Origin of the sequence: Micromonospora sp. BQ11 (genome assembly GCF_052068135.1) — a bacterium.
In the GTDB taxonomy this organism is placed as follows: domain Bacteria; phylum Actinomycetota; class Actinomycetes; order Mycobacteriales; family Micromonosporaceae; genus Micromonospora.
This window is the reverse complement of sequence record NZ_JBQHDB010000001.1, coordinates 40,694-59,102: the sequence shown is the minus strand read 5'-3', so window position 1 is coordinate 59,102 and position 18,409 is coordinate 40,694. Positions and strand designations below refer to the sequence as shown.

The window sequence follows — 18,409 nt, the reverse complement described above, 5'->3', positions numbered from 1 at the left end:
GTACACCGCCACCGGCATGGGCGTTCCGCTGCGGGAGGAAGCCGCGGAACGCAGGGTGGAGCGGGTGCGCCGACCCGTGGAGCCGGGCCGTCGGTGACGGGCTAGCGTCGTAGACCGGTCGACGGCGGCGGACGGCGACGGTGTGGACTTCGGGAGGCGGCATGGCCGGGACGCTTCGGCTCGGTGGGCGGACGTTCGGCCCCGGCGAGCTGACGGTGATGGCCATCGTCAACCGCACCCCCGACTCGTTCTTCGATCGTGGCGCGACCTTCGCGCAGGACAGCGCGCTGCGGGCGGTGGAGCGGGCGGTCCAGGAGGGCGCCGAGATCATCGACATCGGCGGGGTCAAGGCCGGGCCGGGTGCCGAGGTCGACGTCACGGAGGAGATCCGCCGGACGGTCGACACCATCGCCGCGGTCCGGGCCGCCTTCCCCGACGTGGTGGTCTCCATCGACACCTGGCGCGCCGAGGTGGCGTCGGAGGCCGTCGCGGCGGGGGCGGACCTGCTCAACGACACGTGGTCGGGTGCCGACCCGGCGCTCGCCCGGGTCGCGGCGGAGACCGGCGCCGGGCTGGTCTGCTCGCACGCCGGCGGGCTCGCGCCCCGCACGAGACCGCACCGCGCCGCCTTCGACGACGTCGTGGCGGACGTGGTCGCGACGGTGACCGGGCTCGCCGAGCGCGCGGTCGCGCTGGGCGTACGCCCCGACGGCATCCTGATCGACCCGGCGCACGACTTCGGCAAGAACACGCGCCACTCGTTGGAGATCACCCGGCGTCTGGGCGAGCTGTCCGGCACCGGCTGGCCCCTGCTGGTGGCCCTGTCCAACAAGGACTTCATCGGCGAGACGCTGGATGTGCCGGTCGCCGAGCGGCTGGAGGGCACCCTGGCGGCCACCGCCGTGTCGGCCTGGCTCGGCGCGCGGGTGTTCCGCGCCCACCAGGTCCGCCCCACCCGCCGGGTGCTGGACATGGTCGCCTCGATCCGGGGCGACCGCCCGCCCGTGGCGACCCGCCGCGGTCTCGCCTGAGCGCGCCGGGGTGACCGGTCAGGTCCAGCGCAGGATGTTCTTCCGCCAGGCGTAGAGGATGCCCAGCGCCAGCACGGCCACGAAGAGGGCCATCTCCACGACGGTCACCATCCCGAAGCCGGGCCGGTCGAAGACGACGGCCCACGGGAAGAGGAACACCGACTCCACCGCGAACAAGACGTAGAGGTACGCGTACACGTAGTAACGGATCTGCATCTGGGCCCAGTCCCCGCCGACCGGGTCGAGCCCGCACTCGTACGCTGCACGCTTGCCGAAAGGATCAGCCGGACGGGCTGGACGTAACACCCGATTGGCCGAGAACGCTGTCACAAAGAAGAGAACGCTGGCGAGCAGCAACAGCCCGAGCGTCGCGTACGAGCCCAGGTAACCGTTCACGGTCGGTAAGCCTACCGTCCTGGCGGGTCGCCGGCTCCGAACACGTTACGAAGTTGTTTCCGCCCAGGACTAGTGCACTGGGGCAACAATTACCGACTATTGCATCCTCACTCATCGTCACGGAGGACAGATGGCCCGCCTGGACCACCGACCCGGCCGCCGGTCACGCCATCCGCGTACCGCCTCGATGCTGGCGTTCTCCCTGGCGGTCGGCCTAGCGGTGGCCGCCGCGCCCGGCCTCGCGCTCGCCGGCTCCGGCAACGGCGCGATCGTCACCGCAGCGCACCGGGTGAATCCCCCCGACGGAACGGGCACCGACCCGGCGGGGGAACCGGGCGACGAGACACCGACCCCGGACCCCACGGACACCGGGCCACTGCCGACCAGTCCGCCGCCCACGGTGCCGGAGACGTCACCGCCCCCGCCCGTCACCACCGTTCCGGCGCCGACGACGACGGCGCCCCCGCCCGCGCCGGTCACCACCGCACCCACCACCGCCGCGCCCACGACCGCACCACCACCGCCACCGCCCGCCCCGCCGGCCGCGCCGCGTCCGGACGGCCCGGCGGCCAGTCCGGTCGGCGTCCAGGTCACCACGGGTGACGTCGCACTCTCGCCCGCGTACTGGAACGCGCGGTCGACGGTGACCAGCCTGCGGGTCACGGTCACCAACACGGGCCGCGTCGCCGAGGAGATCCGCCTCGCCTACACCCTGCCCGCGGGCGTGACCGACGCCGGCACGAAGGGCTGCGCCGCGACCGGCGGCGGGGAGTACCGCTGCGGCGCGTGGACGAGCGGGCCGGGCGCGCGCTTCAGCACCACCCTGCGGGTCCGGGTCAGCGGTCAGGCCTGGCGGCAGATGCCGCTGAGCGGCTCGGTGCGGGTCAGCGCGAGCGCGGCCGGCGGCGGCACGGTGAGCGACAACGAGGGGTTCGCCGTCCTCTTCCCGCCCGGTCCGCCGGTACCCGGGATCAAGCTGCAGGCCGACGAGGTCGCCTTCGACATCAGCGGCGCGGCCAGCAATCTCGCCGTCCGGCTGGGCAACACCGGCGCGGTGGACGCGGCCGGCGCGGTGGAGGTGGTCCTGCCGGCCGGGGTGACCGTGCCGACGCCGCCGGCCGGATGCGTCATGGTCGACCCCACCCGTACGCGTTGTGACCTCGGCTCGGTGCCGGCGGGGCGGACGGCCGAGGTGCGGCTGCCGGTGAACGCGACACCGGAGGCGCAGCGCGACGCGCCACTGGCCGGCGCGGTGGTCGGCAAGCTCGACCCGCGCAGCGGCCGGGCCCGGCAGGTGCAGATGAGCTTCCGGATCACCGCCGCGGCGGCCCTGGCCACTCCACCGCCGTCCGAGCCCGCGCCGACCGGCTCCACGGGGGTGCTGGCGGCCGGCGCCGCGGCGGGTGACGGCGGCGGGATGTCGTCGGTCCAGCGCACCGCGGTCATCGTCGTCGTGGTCTCGACCGTTCTGGTGGTGCTTGCCCTCACCCTCGCGACGACGTCGCTGCGCCGACGGATGACCGACCCGGGCGAATGACGTTCAAGGAAGGGCCCCCTGTTAACGCCTGGTGAGGTGAAGGGGGCCCTTCTTAACGCGGGGGAAGTTGGCGGGCGGTGTTCGGTGATCTGGATTACGGCGGGCGGGGCAGAACGGCGCAGAACCGGACGAAAGCCTGTTGATAGCGATCCCAGCGGGCGGACCTCCTGGCAGGTTGACCAGTCGATCCGACGTAGGCTCTGAGATGAGTAACGACAGCGGGCCGGACAGCCACGGGCGGTGCGGTTACAGGGTGCGTCAAGGAGGTCACGTGGCCGGGCAAGGCGAGGTCACCATCGGATTCGGCCGCCCGTGCGATCGCGCCGGGCGAAGCGAGGTGCAGGCGTGACCAAGCAGATCCGTCAACTCGACCGGGTCGTCATCCGGTTCGCCGGTGACTCCGGCGACGGCATGCAACTGACCGGCGACCGTTTCACCTCCGAGACGGCCCAGCTGGGCAACGACATCTCCACGTTGCCGAACTTCCCGGCGGAGATCCGCGCCCCCGCCGGCACCCTTCCCGGGGTGTCGAGCTTCCAGGTGCACTTCGCCGACTACGACATCCTCACCCCGGGAGACGCACCGAACGTCCTGGTGGCGATGAACCCGGCGGCGTTGAAGGCCAACCTGGCCGACCTGCCGCGGGGCGCGGACATCATCGTCAACACCGACGAGTTCACCAAGCGGAACCTGGCCAAGGTGGGCTACCAGGTCAGCCCCCTCGACGACGACTCCCTCGCCGGGTACGCCGTGCACCCGGTCGCGCTGACCTCGATGACGGTCGGCGCCCTGGCCGCGCAGGAGGTGTCCAAGAAGGACGCCGAGCGGGCGAAGAACATGTTCGCGCTGGGCCTGCTCTCGTGGATGTACTCCCGGCCGTACGAGTCGACGCTGCGCTTCCTGGAGCGCAAGTTCGCCAAGCGCCCCGAGCTGGTGGCGGCGAACGTGGCGGCGTTCAAGGCCGGCTGGAACTTCGGCGAGACCACCGAGGACTTCGCGGTCCGGTACGAGGTCAAGCCGGCCAGGATGCCCGCGGGCACCTACCGCAACATCACCGGCAACGCCGCCCTGTCGCTGGGCCTGGTGGCCGCCGGTGTCCGTTCCGGGCTGCCGGTGTTCCTCGGGGCGTACCCGATCACGCCGGCGTCGGACATCCTGCACGAGCTGAGCAAGCACAAGCGGTTCAACGTGCTCACCATGCAGGCCGAGGACGAGATCGCGGCCGTCGGCGCGGCCCTGGGCGCCTCCTACGGCGGGGCGCTGGGCATCACCACGACCAGCGGTCCGGGCGTGGCCCTGAAGAGCGAGACGATCTCCCTCGCGGTGGCGTTGGAGCTGCCCCTGGTGATCGTGGACGTGCAGCGGGCCGGCCCCTCCACGGGCATGCCGACCAAAACCGAGCAGGCCGACCTGAACATGGCCCTGTTCGGCCGGCACGGCGAGGCACCGGTGGCGGTCATCGCGCCGAAGTCCCCGGCGGACTGCTTCGACGCGGCGCTGGAGGCGGCGCGGATCGCGGTGACCTACCGCACCCCGGTGATCCTGCTGTCGGACAACTACGTCGCCAACGGCTCCGAGCCGTGGCTGCTGCCCGACGTCGAGTCCCTGCCCGACCTGCGGGTGGAGTTCGCGTCCAAGCCCAACGACGAGGACGGCACCACCTTCCTGCCGTACCTGCGGGACCCGGAGACCCTGGCCCGGCCGTGGGCCGTCCCGGGCACCCCCGGGCTGGAGCACCGGATCGGTGGCCTGGAGAAGGCCGACCGGACCGGCGACATCTCGTACGACCCGGCGAACCACGACTTCATGGTCCGCACGCGGGCGGCCCGGATCGAGACCATCCCCGTCCCGGACATCGAGGTCGAGGACCCGGACGGCGACGCCCGGGTGCTCGTCCTGGGCTGGGGGTCCACCTACGGGCCGATCGGCGCGGCGTGCCGGGGCCTGCGCCAGCGCGGGCTCTCCGTCGCCCAGGCGCACCTGCGGCACCTCGCCCCGATGCCGGCGAACCTCGGGCAGGTGCTGGCCGCGTACGACCGGGTGGTCATCCCGGAGATGAACCTCGGCCAGCTCGCCCAGGTGGTCCGCGGGCGGTACCTGGTCGACGCGATCAGCTACAACCAGGTCCGCGGCCTGCCGTTCACGGCCGTCGAGCTGGAGACGATGCTGGAAGAGGTCCTGAAGAATGTCTGAGCCCGTCGCTCTCAAGCTCACCGCCAAGGACTTCAAGTCCGACCAGGAGGTCCGGTGGTGCCCCGGCTGCGGTGACTACGCGATCCTCGCCGCCGTCCAGCAGTTCATGCCGGAGCTGAACATCCCGCGCGAGCGGATCGTGTTCGTCTCCGGGATCGGCTGCTCCTCCCGCTTCCCGTACTACATGAACACCTACGGGATGCACTCCATCCACGGCCGCGCCCCGGCGATCGCGACCGGCCTGTCGAGCACCCGCCCGGACCTGTCCGTGTGGGTGGTCACCGGTGACGGCGACGCGCTGTCGATCGGCGGCAACCACCTCATCCACGCGCTGCGCCGCAACGTCAACCTCAAGATCCTGCTGTTCAACAACCGGATCTACGGCCTGACCAAGGGGCAGTACTCGCCCACCTCCGAGGTCGGCAAGATCACCAAGTCGACGCCGGTCGGCTCGGCGGACGCCCCGTTCAACCCGCTGTCGCTGGCACTGGGCGCGGAGGCCACCTTCGTCGCCCGCACCATCGACTCCGACCGTAAGCACCTCCAGTCGGTGCTGCGGGCGGCGGCCGAGCACCAGGGCTCCGCGTTCGTGGAGATCTACCAGAACTGCAACATCTTCAACGACGGTGCGTTCGACCAGCTCAAGGACCCCGGCATCCGGGATGACCACCTGATCCGCCTGGAGCACGGGCAGCCGATCACGTTCGGCTCCGACGGGCAGTTCTGCGTCGTCCACCCGCCGGGCGGCTTCGGCCTGGAGGTTCGGGAGACCGCCTCCACCCCGGCCGGTGACATCGTCGTGCACGACGCGACGGTCAACGACCCCGCGTACGCCTTCGCGTTGTCCCGCCTGCCCGGCCTCGACCTGCGCAACACCCCGATCGGCGTGTTCCGCTCGGTCGACCGCCCCTCGTACGACAGCGTCGTGCAGGAGCAGTTGGCCACCGCCCGGGCCACGGTCACCGAGACCCCCGAGCAGCAGCTCGCCGGCCTGCTCAACAGCGGCGACACCTGGACGATCGTCTGACCGTTCCGCCCGAGTCGCACGAAGGAGTGGTCGTTCCCCCGGGGGAACGACCACTCCTTCGCGTTTCCGGCGGCCGTCAGGCGGCGGCGGAGGCCGGCGTCCAGAGGCCGTCGATCGCCCGCTCGGCCGCGCTCAGGCTCTCCTCGGCGAGGGGAATCAGCCCCGCCATGGCGGGATTCACCGGGGCGAGAGTCAACTCGGCGGTGATGAAACGCGGTTCGAGACCGGTCATCGACAGGCCGTGCGGCAGCCAGGGCTCGGCGTGGTCCCAGCCCTCGCGTGGGGTGCCCGCGCCGTAGCCGCCGCCCCGGCTGGCCAGCACGATGAACTCCCGACCGCCCAGCAGGCCGGCCCCGGTCGCCGGGTCGTACGCCAGGCCGGGCGCGATCAGGTGGTCGACCCAGGTCTTCACGCTGCTGGGGGCACCGAAGTTGTAGAGCGGCAGGCCGAGCAGAACGGTGTCGGCCCGCTTCACCTCCTGGACCAGCCGCTCGGTCAGGGCCCAGGACTCGCGCTGGGCCGGAGTGTGGTGCTCCGCGGGCACCATCCGGGCAAGTCCGCCGACCTCGTCGAGGTGCGGCAGCGGCTCGGCACCCAGGTTCCGGTAGGTGACCGTTCCGCCGGGGTTGGCGGCGCGCCAGGCGGCGGCGGCCCGCGCGGTGAGCTGTCGGCTGACCGAGCGCTCTCCCTGGATGCTCGAATCGATGTGCAACAGATGTGCCACTTGATTAGCCCTCCATAGATAGTTTGTAAAGCACAAACCATTTATAGCAGGCCTGCCTTCGCGGGCGTCGGTAGACTCGGTCACATGCCTGCCGTGCCGGTCGACCAGTCGGAGCACCGTTCCGGGGCGCTCCTCGACCACCTGGCCCGGCGGATCCGGCTGCGGTCGGAGTCCGTGCTGGCGCCGCTCGGCCTGCGGCCCCGGCACCTCGTGGCGCTCACCGTGCTGCGGGCCGAGGGCGGCATCAGCCAGCAGTCGCTCGCCGGCACGCTGGAGATGGACGGCACGAACGTCGTCGGCCTGCTCAATGAGCTGGAGGCGGAGCGGCTGATCGAGCGACGACGTTCGCCCGAGGATCGCCGCCGGCACGTCGTCGAGCTCACCCCGGCCGGTGCGGAACGGCTCGCCGAGGCGGAATGCGCGCTGACCACCGCCGAGGACGAGGTGCTCGGCGCGCTGGAGCCCGCCGAACGCGAGACGCTCTACGAGCTGCTCCGGCGCGCGGCCACCGGGACGGGGACGCCCAGCTGCACCGAAGCGGCGGCCGAGGCCGAGGCCCGCGCCGACGGCCACTGCTGATCCCGGGGAGAGTCACGCGGACGACAGGCACGGGTCGGACGCCCGGCGCTTCGGAGCCCGGCGTGGGTCAGCGAAGCGCCACCCGGCGGGCGAGCCGCGACACCTGGACGATCGGTCAGGCGACCGAGGTCGTCGCCGACGGGCGGTCGTCGCGCACGTGCACGAGCATGTCGCCGGTCTCGATGACGGCGCCGGCCCGGTCGGCCAGGCTGACCACCTTGCCGCGGCGGACCAGGGCGATCACCAGGGTCTCCAGCTCGCGGGGCGACCTGCCCACCTCGCTGCGCTCCGCCGAGCGCATCGCCAGCGCCATGCCCTGCCCGGGGGTGAGCAGGTCCTCCACGACGTCGATCAGCGGCGGCGCCGACGTGGACAGGCCCAGCAGCCGGCCCGCGGTGGCCGACGAGACGATCACGTGGTGGGCGCCGCTCTGCTTGAGCAGCGGCGCGTTCTCCGCCTCCCGCGCCGCGGCGATGATCCGCACCTGGCCGGCGGTCAACTGGCGGACGGTCAGCGCCACCAGCACCGACGCGTCGTCGCTGTCGGTCGCGATGATGACCGCCTTGGCATTCCGGACGTGCGCCTGGTTGAGCACCGCCGAGCGGGTTGCCGACCCCTCGATCGCCACGAGCCCCGCCGAGGTGGCCCCGCGCAGGGCGGGACCGCTGCGCTCGACCACCACGATCCGGGACTTGTCGAGCCCGTTCTCCAGCAACGCGGAGACCGCGCTGCGGCCCTTGGTGCCGTAGCCGCAGATGATGACGTGATCCTTCACGGACTTCTCCCACCGGTTCAGGCGTCGGCCGGTCCGGTACTGCTCGGTCAGGACTTCGAGGGTGGTACCGACCAGGATGATCAGGAAGAGCACCCGGGCCGGGGTGATGTAGAGGACGTTGACCAGCCGCGCCGTCTCGCTGACCGGGGTGATGTCGCCGTACCCGGTGGTGGAGAGCGACACCACGACGTAGTAGAAGCAGTCGAGGAGGGTCAGCCCGTCCTCGTTGACGTCCCGGTAGCCGTCCCGGTCGAGATACACCACCGCCACGGTGGCGAGCACGAGACCGAGGGCGCCGGCGAGGCGCAGGCTCAGCGCACTCAGCGGACCCCGCCGCTGGGCCGGGAAATGGATCACCGTCGCACCTGCCCGGACTCCGCTGTCGGCTGCACGACCACAAGATAGCCCGTACGCGCCCAACCGCACGTCGGGGCCGCCGGACACCGGAGGCGGGCGGCGCAAGAAGGGGTCAGCGGGCATGATGGGGGTGTCCGTCCGGCGACCGGGGAAGCGAGGCCGGCATGTCGTTGCTGCGACGAGTGATCGGCGGGGTGCTGCGCCGGCTGCGGCAGCGGCAGGGCCGCACGCTGCGTGAGGTGGCCGCGGCCGCCGGGGTGTCGGTGCCGTACCTGTCCGAGGTCGAACGGGGCCGCAAGGAGGCCTCCTCGGAGGTGCTCGCGGCGATCTGCCGGGCGCTCGGCATCCGCCTCTCCGACCTGCTCGAAGAGGCCCGGGACGACCTGCGCCGCGTCGAGCCGCGCATCCCGACCGCGCCCCGCGCCGACCTGGCCCGCGCCGAGTCGGCCCGGGTGCCGGTCGCACGCCGCCCGGCGACCGTACCGACCCGTCATCGCACCGGGCCGCTGCTGCACCGGGGTCCGGGCGGCACCGGTCCGGTCGCCCGCGTCGGCGTGGCGGGCGGCCCGAGCCGCCCCGGCGTCTCCCGCCGCCGGCCGTCCACCTCCCTCCGACTCGGGTACGCCGGTCCGCGTACCTCTGGCGTGCTGGTGGGCGGGGCGGGCGTGGCGGGCGGACGGCGGCCGACCGCGGTCTGAGGCCGGCCGGTTCTGCCGTCGGCGGATCTGCCGCCGGCAGAATCATGGTGGCCGCGCGCCCCGACCGCCGCAGGCTAAAGGGGCCGGTACCGGGGCGCGTCCCGTGTCGCCCGCCGGCACGGGAGGCGAACGATGATCAGCGATGGCGTACGCATGCTGGACAGTGGCCAGCCGACCTTCGGCGACCACGTCTTCGAGCGGCTGCTGAAGGAACGGATCGTCTTCCTCGGCACCGAGGTGACCGACGCGTCGGCCAACCAGATCTGCGCGCAGATCCTGCTGCTCGCCGCCGAGGACCCCGACCGGGACATCTTCCTCTACATCAACTCACCCGGCGGTTCGGTGAGCGCGGGTATGGCCGTCTACGACACCATGCGGTACGTCCGCAACGACGTGGCCACCCTGACGCTCGGGTTCGCGGGCTCGATGGGGCAGTTCCTGCTGTGCGCGGGCGCGGCCGGCAAGCGGTACGCGCTGCCGCACTCGCGGATCATGATGCACCAGCCGTCCGGCGGGATGGGCGGCACGGCCGCCGACATCACCATCCAGGCGGAGAACATGCTGCACGTCAAGCACACCATGCAGGAGCTCATCGCCCAGCACAGTGGACGGACGTTGGAGGAGATCCAGCGGGACTGGGACCGGGACCGGTGGTTCACCGCGGAGCAGGCCCGCGAGTACGGCCTGATCGACCAGGTGATCACGCGAGCCGAGCAGTTGCCGCCGAGCTGACCCACCGGTGGCCGGTACGGGGCCGGCCGGATGACGCGCCACGGCGGCCGGCGATGGTCCCGCCGGCCGCCGTCGCGTCCCGTCCCCCCGACGGCCCGCGACCCCGGGCGGCCGACCGGCGGGACGGGTCGGGGCAGGTCGTCGAACTCTCCAGGACCCCCGGACGCTCGCCCGAACCGGACGCGCCCCCTCGATCGCGTCCGACCCCCGGCACACGACGGCCGGGAATTCCGCCGGCCGTCGATACTTCGGAGCCTATTCCCAACCGGTGGGAGTGCGCGCACGCTGCGGGCGCAGCGCGTTCCGGCCGAAATTCGTTACATCCTCCGGCTCGCACCGCCGGCGTCGTAGCGCGCACGTGCGGCCTCCACCTCGTCCAGGTGGTCGGTCGCCCAGGACCGCAGGCCGGAGAGCAGGTCGAGCAGGCTCCGGCCCAGGTCGGTGAGGGCGTAGTCGACCCGGGGCGGCACGGTGGCGTGCGCGGTGCGCGTGACGAGGCCGTCCCGTTCCAGACCCCGCAGGGTCTGGGTGAGCATCTTCTGGCTCACTCCGTCGATGCGCTGCGACAGCTCGCCGTAGCGCTTGGTGCCGTCTGCCAGGCTGAGCACGACCAGCACGCTCCACCGGTCACCGATGCGGTCCAGGACCTGCCGGCTTCCGCACTTTCGGTCGTAGAGGTCGGGTTCCACGTGTTTACTCTCCCTCAGGTGCCTTACGCACTTCAAGGTGCCTACTCTCCAACGGGAAGTGAGGGCACGGTGTTCCGGTTGGAGCTGTCGTCAGACCCACCCGGGGCCGCGTCGCCGCAGCCCCCACCGCACGCACCGGGAGTTGCGCCATGTCCATCGTCGTCACCGGAGCCACCGGCCACCTGGGCCGCCTCATCGTCGCCTCGCTGCTGGACCGGGGTGTACCCGCCGAGCAGATCGTGGCGCTCGGCCGGGACACGAGCCGCCTCGCCGACCTCGCCGCCCGGGGAGTCACCGTCCGCCAAGCCAACTACAACGACGCCGACTCGCTGCGCGCCGCCTTCTCCGGTGCGGAGAAGCTGATGTTCGTCTCCGGCAACGAGCTGGGTCAGCGGATCGCGCAGGCCCGCACCGTGGTCGCCGCCGCCAGGGAGGCCGGCGTCGGACTGGTCGTCTACACCAGCATCCCGAAGGCCGACACCTCCAGCCTCACCCTCGCCACCGAGCACCGGGCCACCGAGCAGGAGATCGCCGCGTCCGGCCTGCCGTACGTGTTCCTGCGCAACAGCTGGTACTTCGAGAACTACCTGCCGCAGATCCCCACGTACCTGGAGCACGGCGTCGTCGGCGCGGCCGGGGACGGCCGGATCAGCGCCGCCGCCCGCGCCGACTACGCCGAGGCCGCCGCCGCGGTCCTCGCCACCGAGGGCCACGCCGGGAAGGTGTACGAGCTGGGCGGCGCCCCGTTCACCATGGCCGAGCTGGCAGGCGAGCTGTCCCGGCAGACCGGGAAGGACGTCACCTACACCGACCTGCCGGTGGAGAAGTACGTCGAGGTGCTGGTCGGCGTGGGCATGCCGGAGCCGATGGCGGCCGTGCTCGCCGACGGGGACCGGGGCGCCGCCGCCGGAGAGCTGGAGGTGGCCGGCGACGACCTGGAGCGGCTGATCGGCCGGAAGCCGACCACCCTGGCCGAGGCGATCCGAACCGCCCTCTGACGTGAAAGGAAGGGCCCCCGCTTAACGCCTCGTGTTGTAGCGGGGGCCCTTCTTAACACGCGCTGCGGGGACGGCCGGTGCTTCGGTACCGTCCTGTCGCATGACCGACGTGGACTTCCTGCGCGACACCCGGGCCGCCTACGACGCCGTCGCCGAGCCGTACGCGGAGCGGTTCCGCGAGGAGTTGGCGGACAACGTGTGGGACGGCGCGGTCCTCGACGCGTACGCCCGGATCGTCCGGGGACCGGTGCTGGACGTGGGCTGCGGTCCGGGCCGGGTCACCGCGTACCTGCACCGGCGGGGACTGGACGTCTCCGGCGTCGACCTGTCCCCGGGCATGGTGGCCGCCGCCCGACGCGCGTACCCGGACCTGCGGTTCACCGGGGGCTCGATGACCGCCCTCGACGTGCCCGACGCCAGCCTCGGCGGGGTGGTGGCCTGGTATTCGGTGATCCACGTCCCGGACGACGTCCTGCCGGCGGTCCTCGCCGAGTTCCACCGGGTACTGGCCCCGGGCGGTCACCTTGCGCTCGCCTTCCAGGTCGGTGACGAACCGTTGCGTCCGGCGGCGATGCTCGGCGCCCCGGTCGCGCTGACCTTCCACCGGCGTCGCCCCGACGCGGTCGCCGATCTGCTCGCCCGGGCCGGCCTGCCGGTCCGGGTTCGGCTGGTCCGCGAGCCGGAGGTCCACCCGACGCACACCGAGCACACGCCGCAGGCGTACATCCTGGCCCGTAAGCCCACCGACGCGGGCTGAGTCGCCGGACGGTGGTCGGTCGGCGTCACGTCGTGAGCACCACCTTGCCGAGTGCGCGACGGCCTTCCAGGTCGGCGTGGGCGGTCGCTGCGTCGGCCAGGGGGTACGTCGTCACCAGCGGCCGCCACCAGCCACGCCCGGTCAGCTCGACCGAACGGCGGGCGAGACCGGGGATGCCGCCGGGCAGGGCGCGCATCCGCTGCCCCAGCCAGCCGGCCGTGATCCCCCGGGCGACCAGGTCGCCCGTACCGATCGCCGTCGCCTCCCCCGCGGACCAGCCGAACATCATGAACCGGCCACCGGGCCGCAGCAGCTCCAGCGCGGCCCGGCCGACGGTGCCGCCCACGCCATCCCACACCAGGGTCAGCCCACCGGCGTGCTCACGTACCCGGTCAGGCCAGTCCGGCAGCCCGTAGTCCACGACCAGGTCGGCGCCGAGGTCGCGTACCTTCGCGGTGCGGTCGGCGCCGCGCGCCGCCGCCACCACCGTGGCGCCGGCGTGCCGTGCGGCCTGGACCAGCAGCCAGCCCATGCCGCCCGCCGCCGACGGCACGAAGACCACGTCGTCCGGCGTCGGCCGCTCCAGCTCCACGACGCCGAGGGCGGTCCGGCCCGTGCCCACCGCGGCCACCGCCTCGGCGAAGCTCACACCCCCGGGTACGCGGATCAGCGTCCCGACGTCGGTCACCGCCTGCTCGGCGTACCCGCCGGGGACCATGCCGAGGTGTGCCACCACCCGCTCGCCGCGCCAGGACTCGTCGACGCCCGCGCCCAGCTCGTCGACGACACCGGCGACCTCGCGGCCCGGAACGGTCGGCAGCTCCGGCAGCGGGAGCGGGCCGCCCGCCTCACCCCGGCGCAGGGTCGTGTCGAGCAGGTGCACCCCGCTGGCTGCGACCGCGACGCGCACCTGGCCCGGGCCGGGTGCGAGGTCGGGCAGCTCGTCGAGGACCAGGTTGGTGGCGGGGCCGAATTCGTGGAGCCGGATCGCACGCATGCGACCATCCGACAACCTCAACCCTGGTCGAGGTCAACTGCGCGGTCACGTCCGCAGTGCGCGCACCGCCATCGACGACGGCTCGCACCCGTACGCGACCGGAGGTGCGTGCCGTCGAACGTGGCCCTGCCGACGGTTCGGGTGTCACGGCCCCAAGACCCGCTGCGCATCGAGGACGACCTGCTTCGAGGCCAGTGGGGCCCACGAGGCGAACAGTTCCCGGAAGTAGGTACCGTGCCGGTCCACCACGGCAGGATCGTGCTCGATGGCGTCCAGTTCGTTGACGATGCTCAGGTCCACGAGCGACCGGAGTTGAGCCGCGTCCGGCGTTCTCACCCGGCGTACGAAGCGGTCGAATACCATGGCCGGTCTCCGCCAGCTCCCGCCAGCTGTGTCCACGGGCGCAGGCCCCGTACAGATAGACGAGCTCCTCGGCGTCGGCCCCGACGAGATCCCTCAGCACGGCACGATCGGTCCGGTCAAGCAGGGCAAGGTCGAACCCGTCGGTGCCGTAGACGGCGTGGGTGAGGCCGGTGGCCTGCACGTCACTGCCGCAGCCGAGCACCGCGAGTCGTTCGCCGACTCGGCACAGGTGGGCGTACAGGTTGCCGCCGGGATGCGCGATCTGCTCAGCGCCCTGCCGGCGGAGCCAGACCCGCGCGCCGTCGTCGATGCCCATGGCCCGACTGTAGGTATCGGCTGTCGGATCCGCTGACCCCCGGTGTGGGCAATATGTCACAGCGTGGATACGTCCGGCGCCCGCCCGGCGGAGTTCAACCCTTCTCCTGGTGCAGCTCGTCGACGGCCGGTGGCTCGCTCGGAACGAAGGATCGAACTCCGTCGAGTTCAACGACCATGGTGTCAGCGTCGTCGAACGACTGGACCGTGTGGAAGCCTTCACTGGCGTACAGCCTTGCGGCGACGTTCGCCCGCTCCACGCTCAACGACACCGCCCGTAGGCCGCGATCCTGTGCGACGTGCAGAACGGCGCGCAGGAGCGCCCGGCCCACACCGCCGTTGCGCCAGGATCCCACCACGCCGATGGTCAGCTCCGGCACGTCGTCGCTCACGTACCCGTAGCCTGGATCGGCGGCGGTCAGGTATCGGCACCAGGCCGCGCCGACCGGCTGATCAGCGAGGTCCACCGCGACGGCGCCGAAGTCCCCCGGCCGCATCCAACCGGTGACGTAGTGCGCCAGCTCGGGGTTGGTCAGGATCTCCTCGCGGGACCAGTTGCGCTCGGGCAGCCAGTTGATGGCCTCCACGAGCATGTCGACCAGGAAGCCGGTGTCGGCCGAGGTGGCTGTCCGGATGCTGAACTCCGTCACCACCGAAGCCTTCCGCAGGACCGGGGCGGGACGGGATGCGGGCGAGTTCGCAAGATCCGCAACATGCACGGAATGGTCAGGGGCGTCGCCGGCCCGCCGGTGTCCGTCCGTCCTGATGACGGGCGATGTAGGCATTTCCAGCTCAGACCAATCTGGCTGATCATCGAGGTGCCCCCGGCAGGATTCGAACCTGCGACACACGGTTTAGGAAACCGATGCTCTATCCCCTGAGCTACGAGGGCGCGAGTGGTCAGTGTAACGACCTGCGGGTTGACCCGCGTTGGCAGGGAGTGACCCACGTTGACCTGCGTTGACCCGGCCAACCGCCCCGACCGATGACCACACGCCGACCACACCAGGCGCGGCAGCGACCATGATCGTTGACCCCGGTTAACCTCGAGTAGCACGGATTGGCCCCTGGTAGCTTCCGCTGGAGAGCACACGGCGTACACATCAGCAAGATCAATAAGGGCCTACCGGCGGACCTTCACCTCACACCCCACGCCTGCCCCCGTTGAGACCTCGCCACCCACGACGCGGTCGCGAGCAGGGCGCATTGAAGCGCGGCGCCCGGGATGACCGGAGCGATACGGGCAAAATCCGAATCGGACTTCCTGAAGCATCTGATCCGTAGTCAGGGGCTAGATTTGCACACTTCTACAAATAGCACTACTGGTTGGTCTGCGCCGTGCTGACTGCGGTGATGTCCTGGCGCGCGACGAGCAGAATGCGCAGTGCTTCCCGGTCACCGTCAGCACGCGGCGCTGGGAGCCGGTCGGCGTCCATCCGCAGCGCGGCGAGCACCGCCAGATGGGCGTCGATCCGGTAGCGACTTGCCCCTCCCACGGCGCTGCCTACGAGCAGGCTGCTCGCACTCGATCACCAGCAGTCCGGCGGCGACCAGTGCTCGCGCCAGGCCCACGCCATAGCTACGGCTGCCCTCGAGTGACACCGCCACCCGCGGCCCAGGCGCCGCCTCGGCGACCGCAGTCAGTAGCTGGGCAAAACCCGCGCTGTCATTGCCGATCCGCATCGCGGCAATCGGTGTTCCACGCGTGTCCGCGATCTCCACCTCGTGGCTGTCCCGGTGGGTGTCGATACCGATGACGGCATCTACCACCTCTGCCAACATAGGCATACGGCCTCGTGCTCCTTCCAGGGTTAGGGCCGAACGTCGGCACCGGCACCGGCCTGGGTGGAGTCACCGAGCGGCACATCTGTGACGGGTCACGCCATCGGCGGACAGGCTTCTGATCAGGCCAACAAGGTGGGCCAGGCCGGTGCCGGCGACCGGGGACAGGTCAGAAGAAGGGCACGCACACACGGCCAGATCCGTAGCGAGTCACCCGGTACGCCAGCACCGATCCTGGCGGCAGTCCACCCAGAACCGCCACAGTGACATTCATAGATCCGCAGGAGGGCGCGCTGGGTGGACCAGGTTGCCGTACCGCCTGTTTGGCAAGGTCCTGGGGTTCGTCCTGTCGAGGTTATGGCGACGAGTGGGCTTGGCGTTGAGCTGGGCTTCGCCTCACAATGTCCCGCGTCCAACTCACGAGAAGAACCGCGTCCAGCTTCCCTATCCAGCAGCCCCTCGACGAATCCGGAGATGCACTTCTCCACCGCTAGATTGAGATGCTGGGCGATGCCGGGTTAGTCGATACGGTGGCGAGATCGGGCGGCTGGTTGGTGCAGGCCCGGGTGGACGCCGGGCGGGTTGCCGGTGTGCTCGGCGAGTCGTTGCAGGGCAGCGACAAGTCGGGCGCGTTCGCTGGCGTTGAGCGGGGTGAGGATCTCGTTCTCGTGCTGGTCGGCGACCTGGCGAGCGCGGGGTAGCAGGTGGTGGGCGGCTTCGGTCAGGTGGATGGCATGGGCCCGGCGGTCGCTGGGATGCCTTTTGCGTTCGACCAGATCGCGCTGCTCGAGGTCGTCGAGCAGGCTGACCATGACCTTGCGGTGGATGCCCAGTGCGTCGGCGAGCTGTTGCTGGGTGTTGCCTTCGCTGCGCTGCAGGTGCATGAGCAGCCCGAAGTGGTTCGGCGCGATGCCCAGCGGCGCCAACCGCGCGGCGAACGTCTGCGCGACGTGGAAGCCGAGCTGTGACAGCAGGAAGTTGGCCCGGCCGGCCAGCGGCCGGTCCGTGCCTGGTGCGGGATCGTCGAACACCCCAATATTGTACGACCTCGTTATTGTCCGCTACGGTAACAGTTACCGACACTCCACACCTGGGGGGATGCTGATGAGGGTGACCGTTTTCGGGGCGACCGGGGGCATCGGCAGCCACGTCGTGCGCCAGGCGCTCGACCAGGGGTTCACTGTGACCGCGGTCGTCCGCGATCCGGTCCGCCTCGACGTGCGTCATTCGGCGCTGGAGGTCACGACGGTGTCGACGCTCGACGACGTCGATGCGTTGGTCCCCGTGGTGCGCGGCAGCGACGCTGTCCTGTCCGGTGTGGGCCCGCGCGGCCGCCACGACGGACCCGTCGCCTCCACCGCCACGCGCGCGATTCTGAGCGCGATGCACGCCGAAGGTGTCCGCCGCCTCGTCGCGGTCAGCGCCGCTCCGGTCGGCCCGACACCCGACGGGGACAGTTTCCTCAACCGCCGCATCGTTCTACCGGCCATCAGTGCCCTGCTCAAAGATCTGTACGCGGACCTGCGTGCCATGGAGCACGCGATGGCGAACAGCCCAGCGCAATGGACGGTCTTACGGCCACCGAAGCTCGTGAACAAACCGCTGACCGGCCGGTACCGCACCGCCATCGGCAGTAGCGTCCCGCGCGGCTACACGATCTCGCGGGCCGACGTGGCCCACGCCATGCTCGCCGCCGCAGGCGACCCCGCGACCATCCACCGAGCGATCGGCATCGCGTACTGACCCACCACCGACAATCCCGAAGGATGCACAATGCCCTATCCACCACCCCAGTTCGCCGCACCGGAACGGCACGGATTCATCTATCTGGGCTTCCAGGCCGAGCCCGCACAACGGTCACCCGTCTACAACCGCACCCCGCGCCGGCAACGAGCGGCGGCACAACTGGTGCAGGCCGTCCCCGCACTCGTGCGCCGTGAGGACGTCGTGTCCGTCCGCATCTTCCGGGCGGTGTTCATCCCACCACTACCCGGCGCACCGCGGCACGACCTCGCCATGCTGATCCGCACCATGCGCGTGGACCACCTGCAGACGGTGCGTACCTGTGACGAGGTCTCGGCCCTCGCGGGCGAGCACATTCTCGCCGGCGTCAACGTGGCCCGGATCGGCGACACCGAGGCCCGAACCGACGGCGCCTTCCTGTTCAACCACTTCACCGCCGCACCGGACACCGACGCCGAAGCCGTCTGGCGCTCCGTCACCGGCTGGTACACCACCAAGACCGGAGTCGACAACTCCACCGCCCTGCGGCCCATCGGACCCTCGTCGTTCGCGCTCGTCAACTACGCGCGCCTGCCTGCCGGACCGATCCGGTTCCTGGCCGGACAACTCACGCGGCCGAGCTTCCACCGCTTCGTGCGCGCCACCCTCGACGCCCATGGAATGCGCGCCCTGCCGGCCGTCCACCGGCTCGTCCACGCGTCGACGTAGTGCTCGAT

The 18,409-nt window shown here is 71.3% G+C and carries 20 protein-coding genes, 1 tRNA gene and 2 pseudogenes; 11 read left to right on the top strand and 12 right to left on the bottom strand.

What is annotated here, in order from left to right; translation table 11 throughout:
* Nucleotides 1–161: 161 nt before the first annotated feature.
* A complete protein-coding gene (gene folP / locus ACTMSW_RS00315; RefSeq protein ID WP_441178335.1) occupies nt 162–1,031 on the top strand; it encodes a dihydropteroate synthase in 870 nt (289 codons plus the stop codon).
* A gap of 18 nt (nt 1,032–1,049) precedes the next feature.
* Here the strand turns inward: folP and ndhC are convergent, their stop codons facing one another.
* Nucleotides 1,050–1,427, bottom strand: coding sequence for an NADH-quinone oxidoreductase subunit A (ndhC, locus tag ACTMSW_RS00310; RefSeq protein WP_357037634.1), 378 nt, complete (start codon nt 1,425–1,427; stop codon nt 1,050–1,052).
* 130 nt (nt 1,428–1,557) lie between these two features.
* Between ndhC and ACTMSW_RS00305 the strand changes: the two genes are divergently transcribed.
* From ACTMSW_RS00305 to ACTMSW_RS00295, 3 genes are all read left to right on the top strand, one after another.
* Nucleotides 1,558–2,964 carry a hypothetical protein gene (locus ACTMSW_RS00305; protein WP_441178334.1) on the top strand — a complete coding sequence of 469 codons (1,407 nt, stop codon included), beginning with the start codon at nt 1,558–1,560 and terminating at the stop codon, nt 2,962–2,964.
* A gap of 345 nt (nt 2,965–3,309) precedes the next feature.
* A complete protein-coding gene (locus ACTMSW_RS00300) occupies nt 3,310–5,157 on the top strand; it encodes a 2-oxoacid:acceptor oxidoreductase subunit alpha (protein WP_441178333.1) in 1,848 nt (615 codons plus the stop codon).
* Nucleotides 5,150–6,184, top strand: coding sequence for a 2-oxoacid:ferredoxin oxidoreductase subunit beta (locus tag ACTMSW_RS00295; RefSeq protein WP_441178332.1), 1,035 nt, complete (start codon nt 5,150–5,152; stop codon nt 6,182–6,184). Before ACTMSW_RS00300 ends, ACTMSW_RS00295 begins: the two co-directional genes overlap by 8 nt.
* Nucleotides 6,185–6,260: 76 nt before the next feature.
* Here ACTMSW_RS00295 and ACTMSW_RS00290 read toward each other — a convergent pair whose 3' ends face one another.
* Nucleotides 6,261–6,908: an FMN-dependent NADH-azoreductase gene (locus ACTMSW_RS00290; protein WP_441178331.1), complete on the bottom strand. Its 648-nt coding sequence runs from the start codon at nt 6,906–6,908 to the stop codon at nt 6,261–6,263.
* Between the two features lie 84 nt (nt 6,909–6,992).
* On the opposite strand from ACTMSW_RS00290, the gene ACTMSW_RS00285 reads away from it, so the two are divergent.
* The gene (locus ACTMSW_RS00285; RefSeq protein ID WP_441178330.1) at nt 6,993–7,487 is read left to right on the top strand and encodes a MarR family winged helix-turn-helix transcriptional regulator; all 495 of its coding nucleotides are present in this window, start codon (nt 6,993–6,995) and stop codon (nt 7,485–7,487) included.
* A gap of 115 nt (nt 7,488–7,602) precedes the next feature.
* On the opposite strand, the gene ACTMSW_RS00280 is transcribed toward ACTMSW_RS00285, so the two are convergent.
* Entirely contained in the window at nt 7,603–8,619 is a 1,017-nt protein-coding gene (locus ACTMSW_RS00280; RefSeq protein ID WP_441178329.1) for a potassium channel family protein, read from the bottom strand.
* Nucleotides 8,620–8,783: 164 nt separating this feature from the next.
* Here ACTMSW_RS00280 and ACTMSW_RS00275 point away from each other — a divergent pair, with 164 nt between their 5' ends.
* The gene (locus ACTMSW_RS00275; protein ID WP_441178328.1) at nt 8,784–9,317 is read left to right on the top strand and encodes a helix-turn-helix domain-containing protein; all 534 of its coding nucleotides are present in this window, start codon (nt 8,784–8,786) and stop codon (nt 9,315–9,317) included.
* A gap of 132 nt (nt 9,318–9,449) precedes the next feature.
* Nucleotides 9,450–10,049, top strand: a complete 600-nt coding sequence (locus ACTMSW_RS00270) for an ATP-dependent Clp protease proteolytic subunit (protein ID WP_441178327.1) — start codon at nt 9,450–9,452, stop codon at nt 10,047–10,049.
* 317 nt (nt 10,050–10,366) lie between these two features.
* Here the strand turns inward: ACTMSW_RS00270 and ACTMSW_RS00265 are convergent, their stop codons facing one another.
* Nucleotides 10,367–10,738, bottom strand: a complete 372-nt coding sequence (locus ACTMSW_RS00265; RefSeq protein WP_441178325.1) for a winged helix-turn-helix transcriptional regulator — start codon at nt 10,736–10,738, stop codon at nt 10,367–10,369.
* Nucleotides 10,739–10,887: 149 nt separating this feature from the next.
* On the opposite strand from ACTMSW_RS00265, the gene ACTMSW_RS00260 reads away from it, so the two are divergent.
* The gene (locus tag ACTMSW_RS00260) at nt 10,888–11,736 is read left to right on the top strand and encodes an SDR family oxidoreductase (protein WP_441178324.1); all 849 of its coding nucleotides are present in this window, start codon (nt 10,888–10,890) and stop codon (nt 11,734–11,736) included.
* Between the two features lie 100 nt (nt 11,737–11,836).
* The gene (locus tag ACTMSW_RS00255; protein ID WP_441178323.1) at nt 11,837–12,493 is read left to right on the top strand and encodes a class I SAM-dependent DNA methyltransferase; all 657 of its coding nucleotides are present in this window, start codon (nt 11,837–11,839) and stop codon (nt 12,491–12,493) included.
* Between the two features lie 25 nt (nt 12,494–12,518).
* Here the strand turns inward: ACTMSW_RS00255 and ACTMSW_RS00250 are convergent, their stop codons facing one another.
* From ACTMSW_RS00250 to ACTMSW_RS00215, 8 genes and pseudogenes are all read right to left on the bottom strand, one after another.
* The gene (locus ACTMSW_RS00250; RefSeq protein ID WP_441178322.1) at nt 12,519–13,490 is read right to left on the bottom strand and encodes a zinc-binding dehydrogenase; all 972 of its coding nucleotides are present in this window, start codon (nt 13,488–13,490) and stop codon (nt 12,519–12,521) included.
* 144 nt (nt 13,491–13,634) lie between these two features.
* A complete protein-coding gene (locus ACTMSW_RS00245) occupies nt 13,635–13,853 on the bottom strand; it encodes a hypothetical protein (RefSeq protein ID WP_441179058.1) in 219 nt (72 codons plus the stop codon).
* Between the two features lie 94 nt (nt 13,854–13,947).
* Nucleotides 13,948–14,169 (bottom strand): annotated as a pseudogene (locus ACTMSW_RS00240) (DUF6817 domain-containing protein); the annotation flags it as partial.
* Nucleotides 14,170–14,263: 94 nt separating this feature from the next.
* Complete coding sequence (locus tag ACTMSW_RS00235) at nt 14,264–14,818, bottom strand: GNAT family N-acetyltransferase (protein WP_441178321.1); 555 nt, start codon at nt 14,816–14,818, stop codon at nt 14,264–14,266.
* A gap of 169 nt (nt 14,819–14,987) precedes the next feature.
* Nucleotides 14,988–15,060: transfer RNA gene (locus ACTMSW_RS00230), tRNA-Arg, on the bottom strand.
* 427 nt (nt 15,061–15,487) lie between these two features.
* A complete protein-coding gene (locus tag ACTMSW_RS00225; RefSeq protein ID WP_441179057.1) occupies nt 15,488–15,664 on the bottom strand; it encodes a hypothetical protein in 177 nt (58 codons plus the stop codon).
* A 58-nt stretch (nt 15,665–15,722) separates the two neighbouring features.
* Nucleotides 15,723–15,950 (bottom strand): annotated as a pseudogene (locus tag ACTMSW_RS00220) (IS110 family transposase); the annotation flags it as partial.
* 518 nt (nt 15,951–16,468) lie between these two features.
* Entirely contained in the window at nt 16,469–16,981 is a 513-nt protein-coding gene (locus tag ACTMSW_RS00215) for a MarR family winged helix-turn-helix transcriptional regulator (protein WP_441178320.1), read from the bottom strand.
* A 73-nt stretch (nt 16,982–17,054) separates the two neighbouring features.
* Between ACTMSW_RS00215 and ACTMSW_RS00210 the strand changes: the two genes are divergently transcribed.
* A complete protein-coding gene (locus tag ACTMSW_RS00210; protein ID WP_441179030.1) occupies nt 17,055–17,693 on the top strand; it encodes an NAD(P)-dependent oxidoreductase in 639 nt (212 codons plus the stop codon).
* A gap of 30 nt (nt 17,694–17,723) precedes the next feature.
* The gene (locus ACTMSW_RS00205; RefSeq protein ID WP_441178319.1) at nt 17,724–18,401 is read left to right on the top strand and encodes a hypothetical protein; all 678 of its coding nucleotides are present in this window, start codon (nt 17,724–17,726) and stop codon (nt 18,399–18,401) included.
* Nucleotides 18,402–18,409 lie beyond the last annotated feature (8 nt).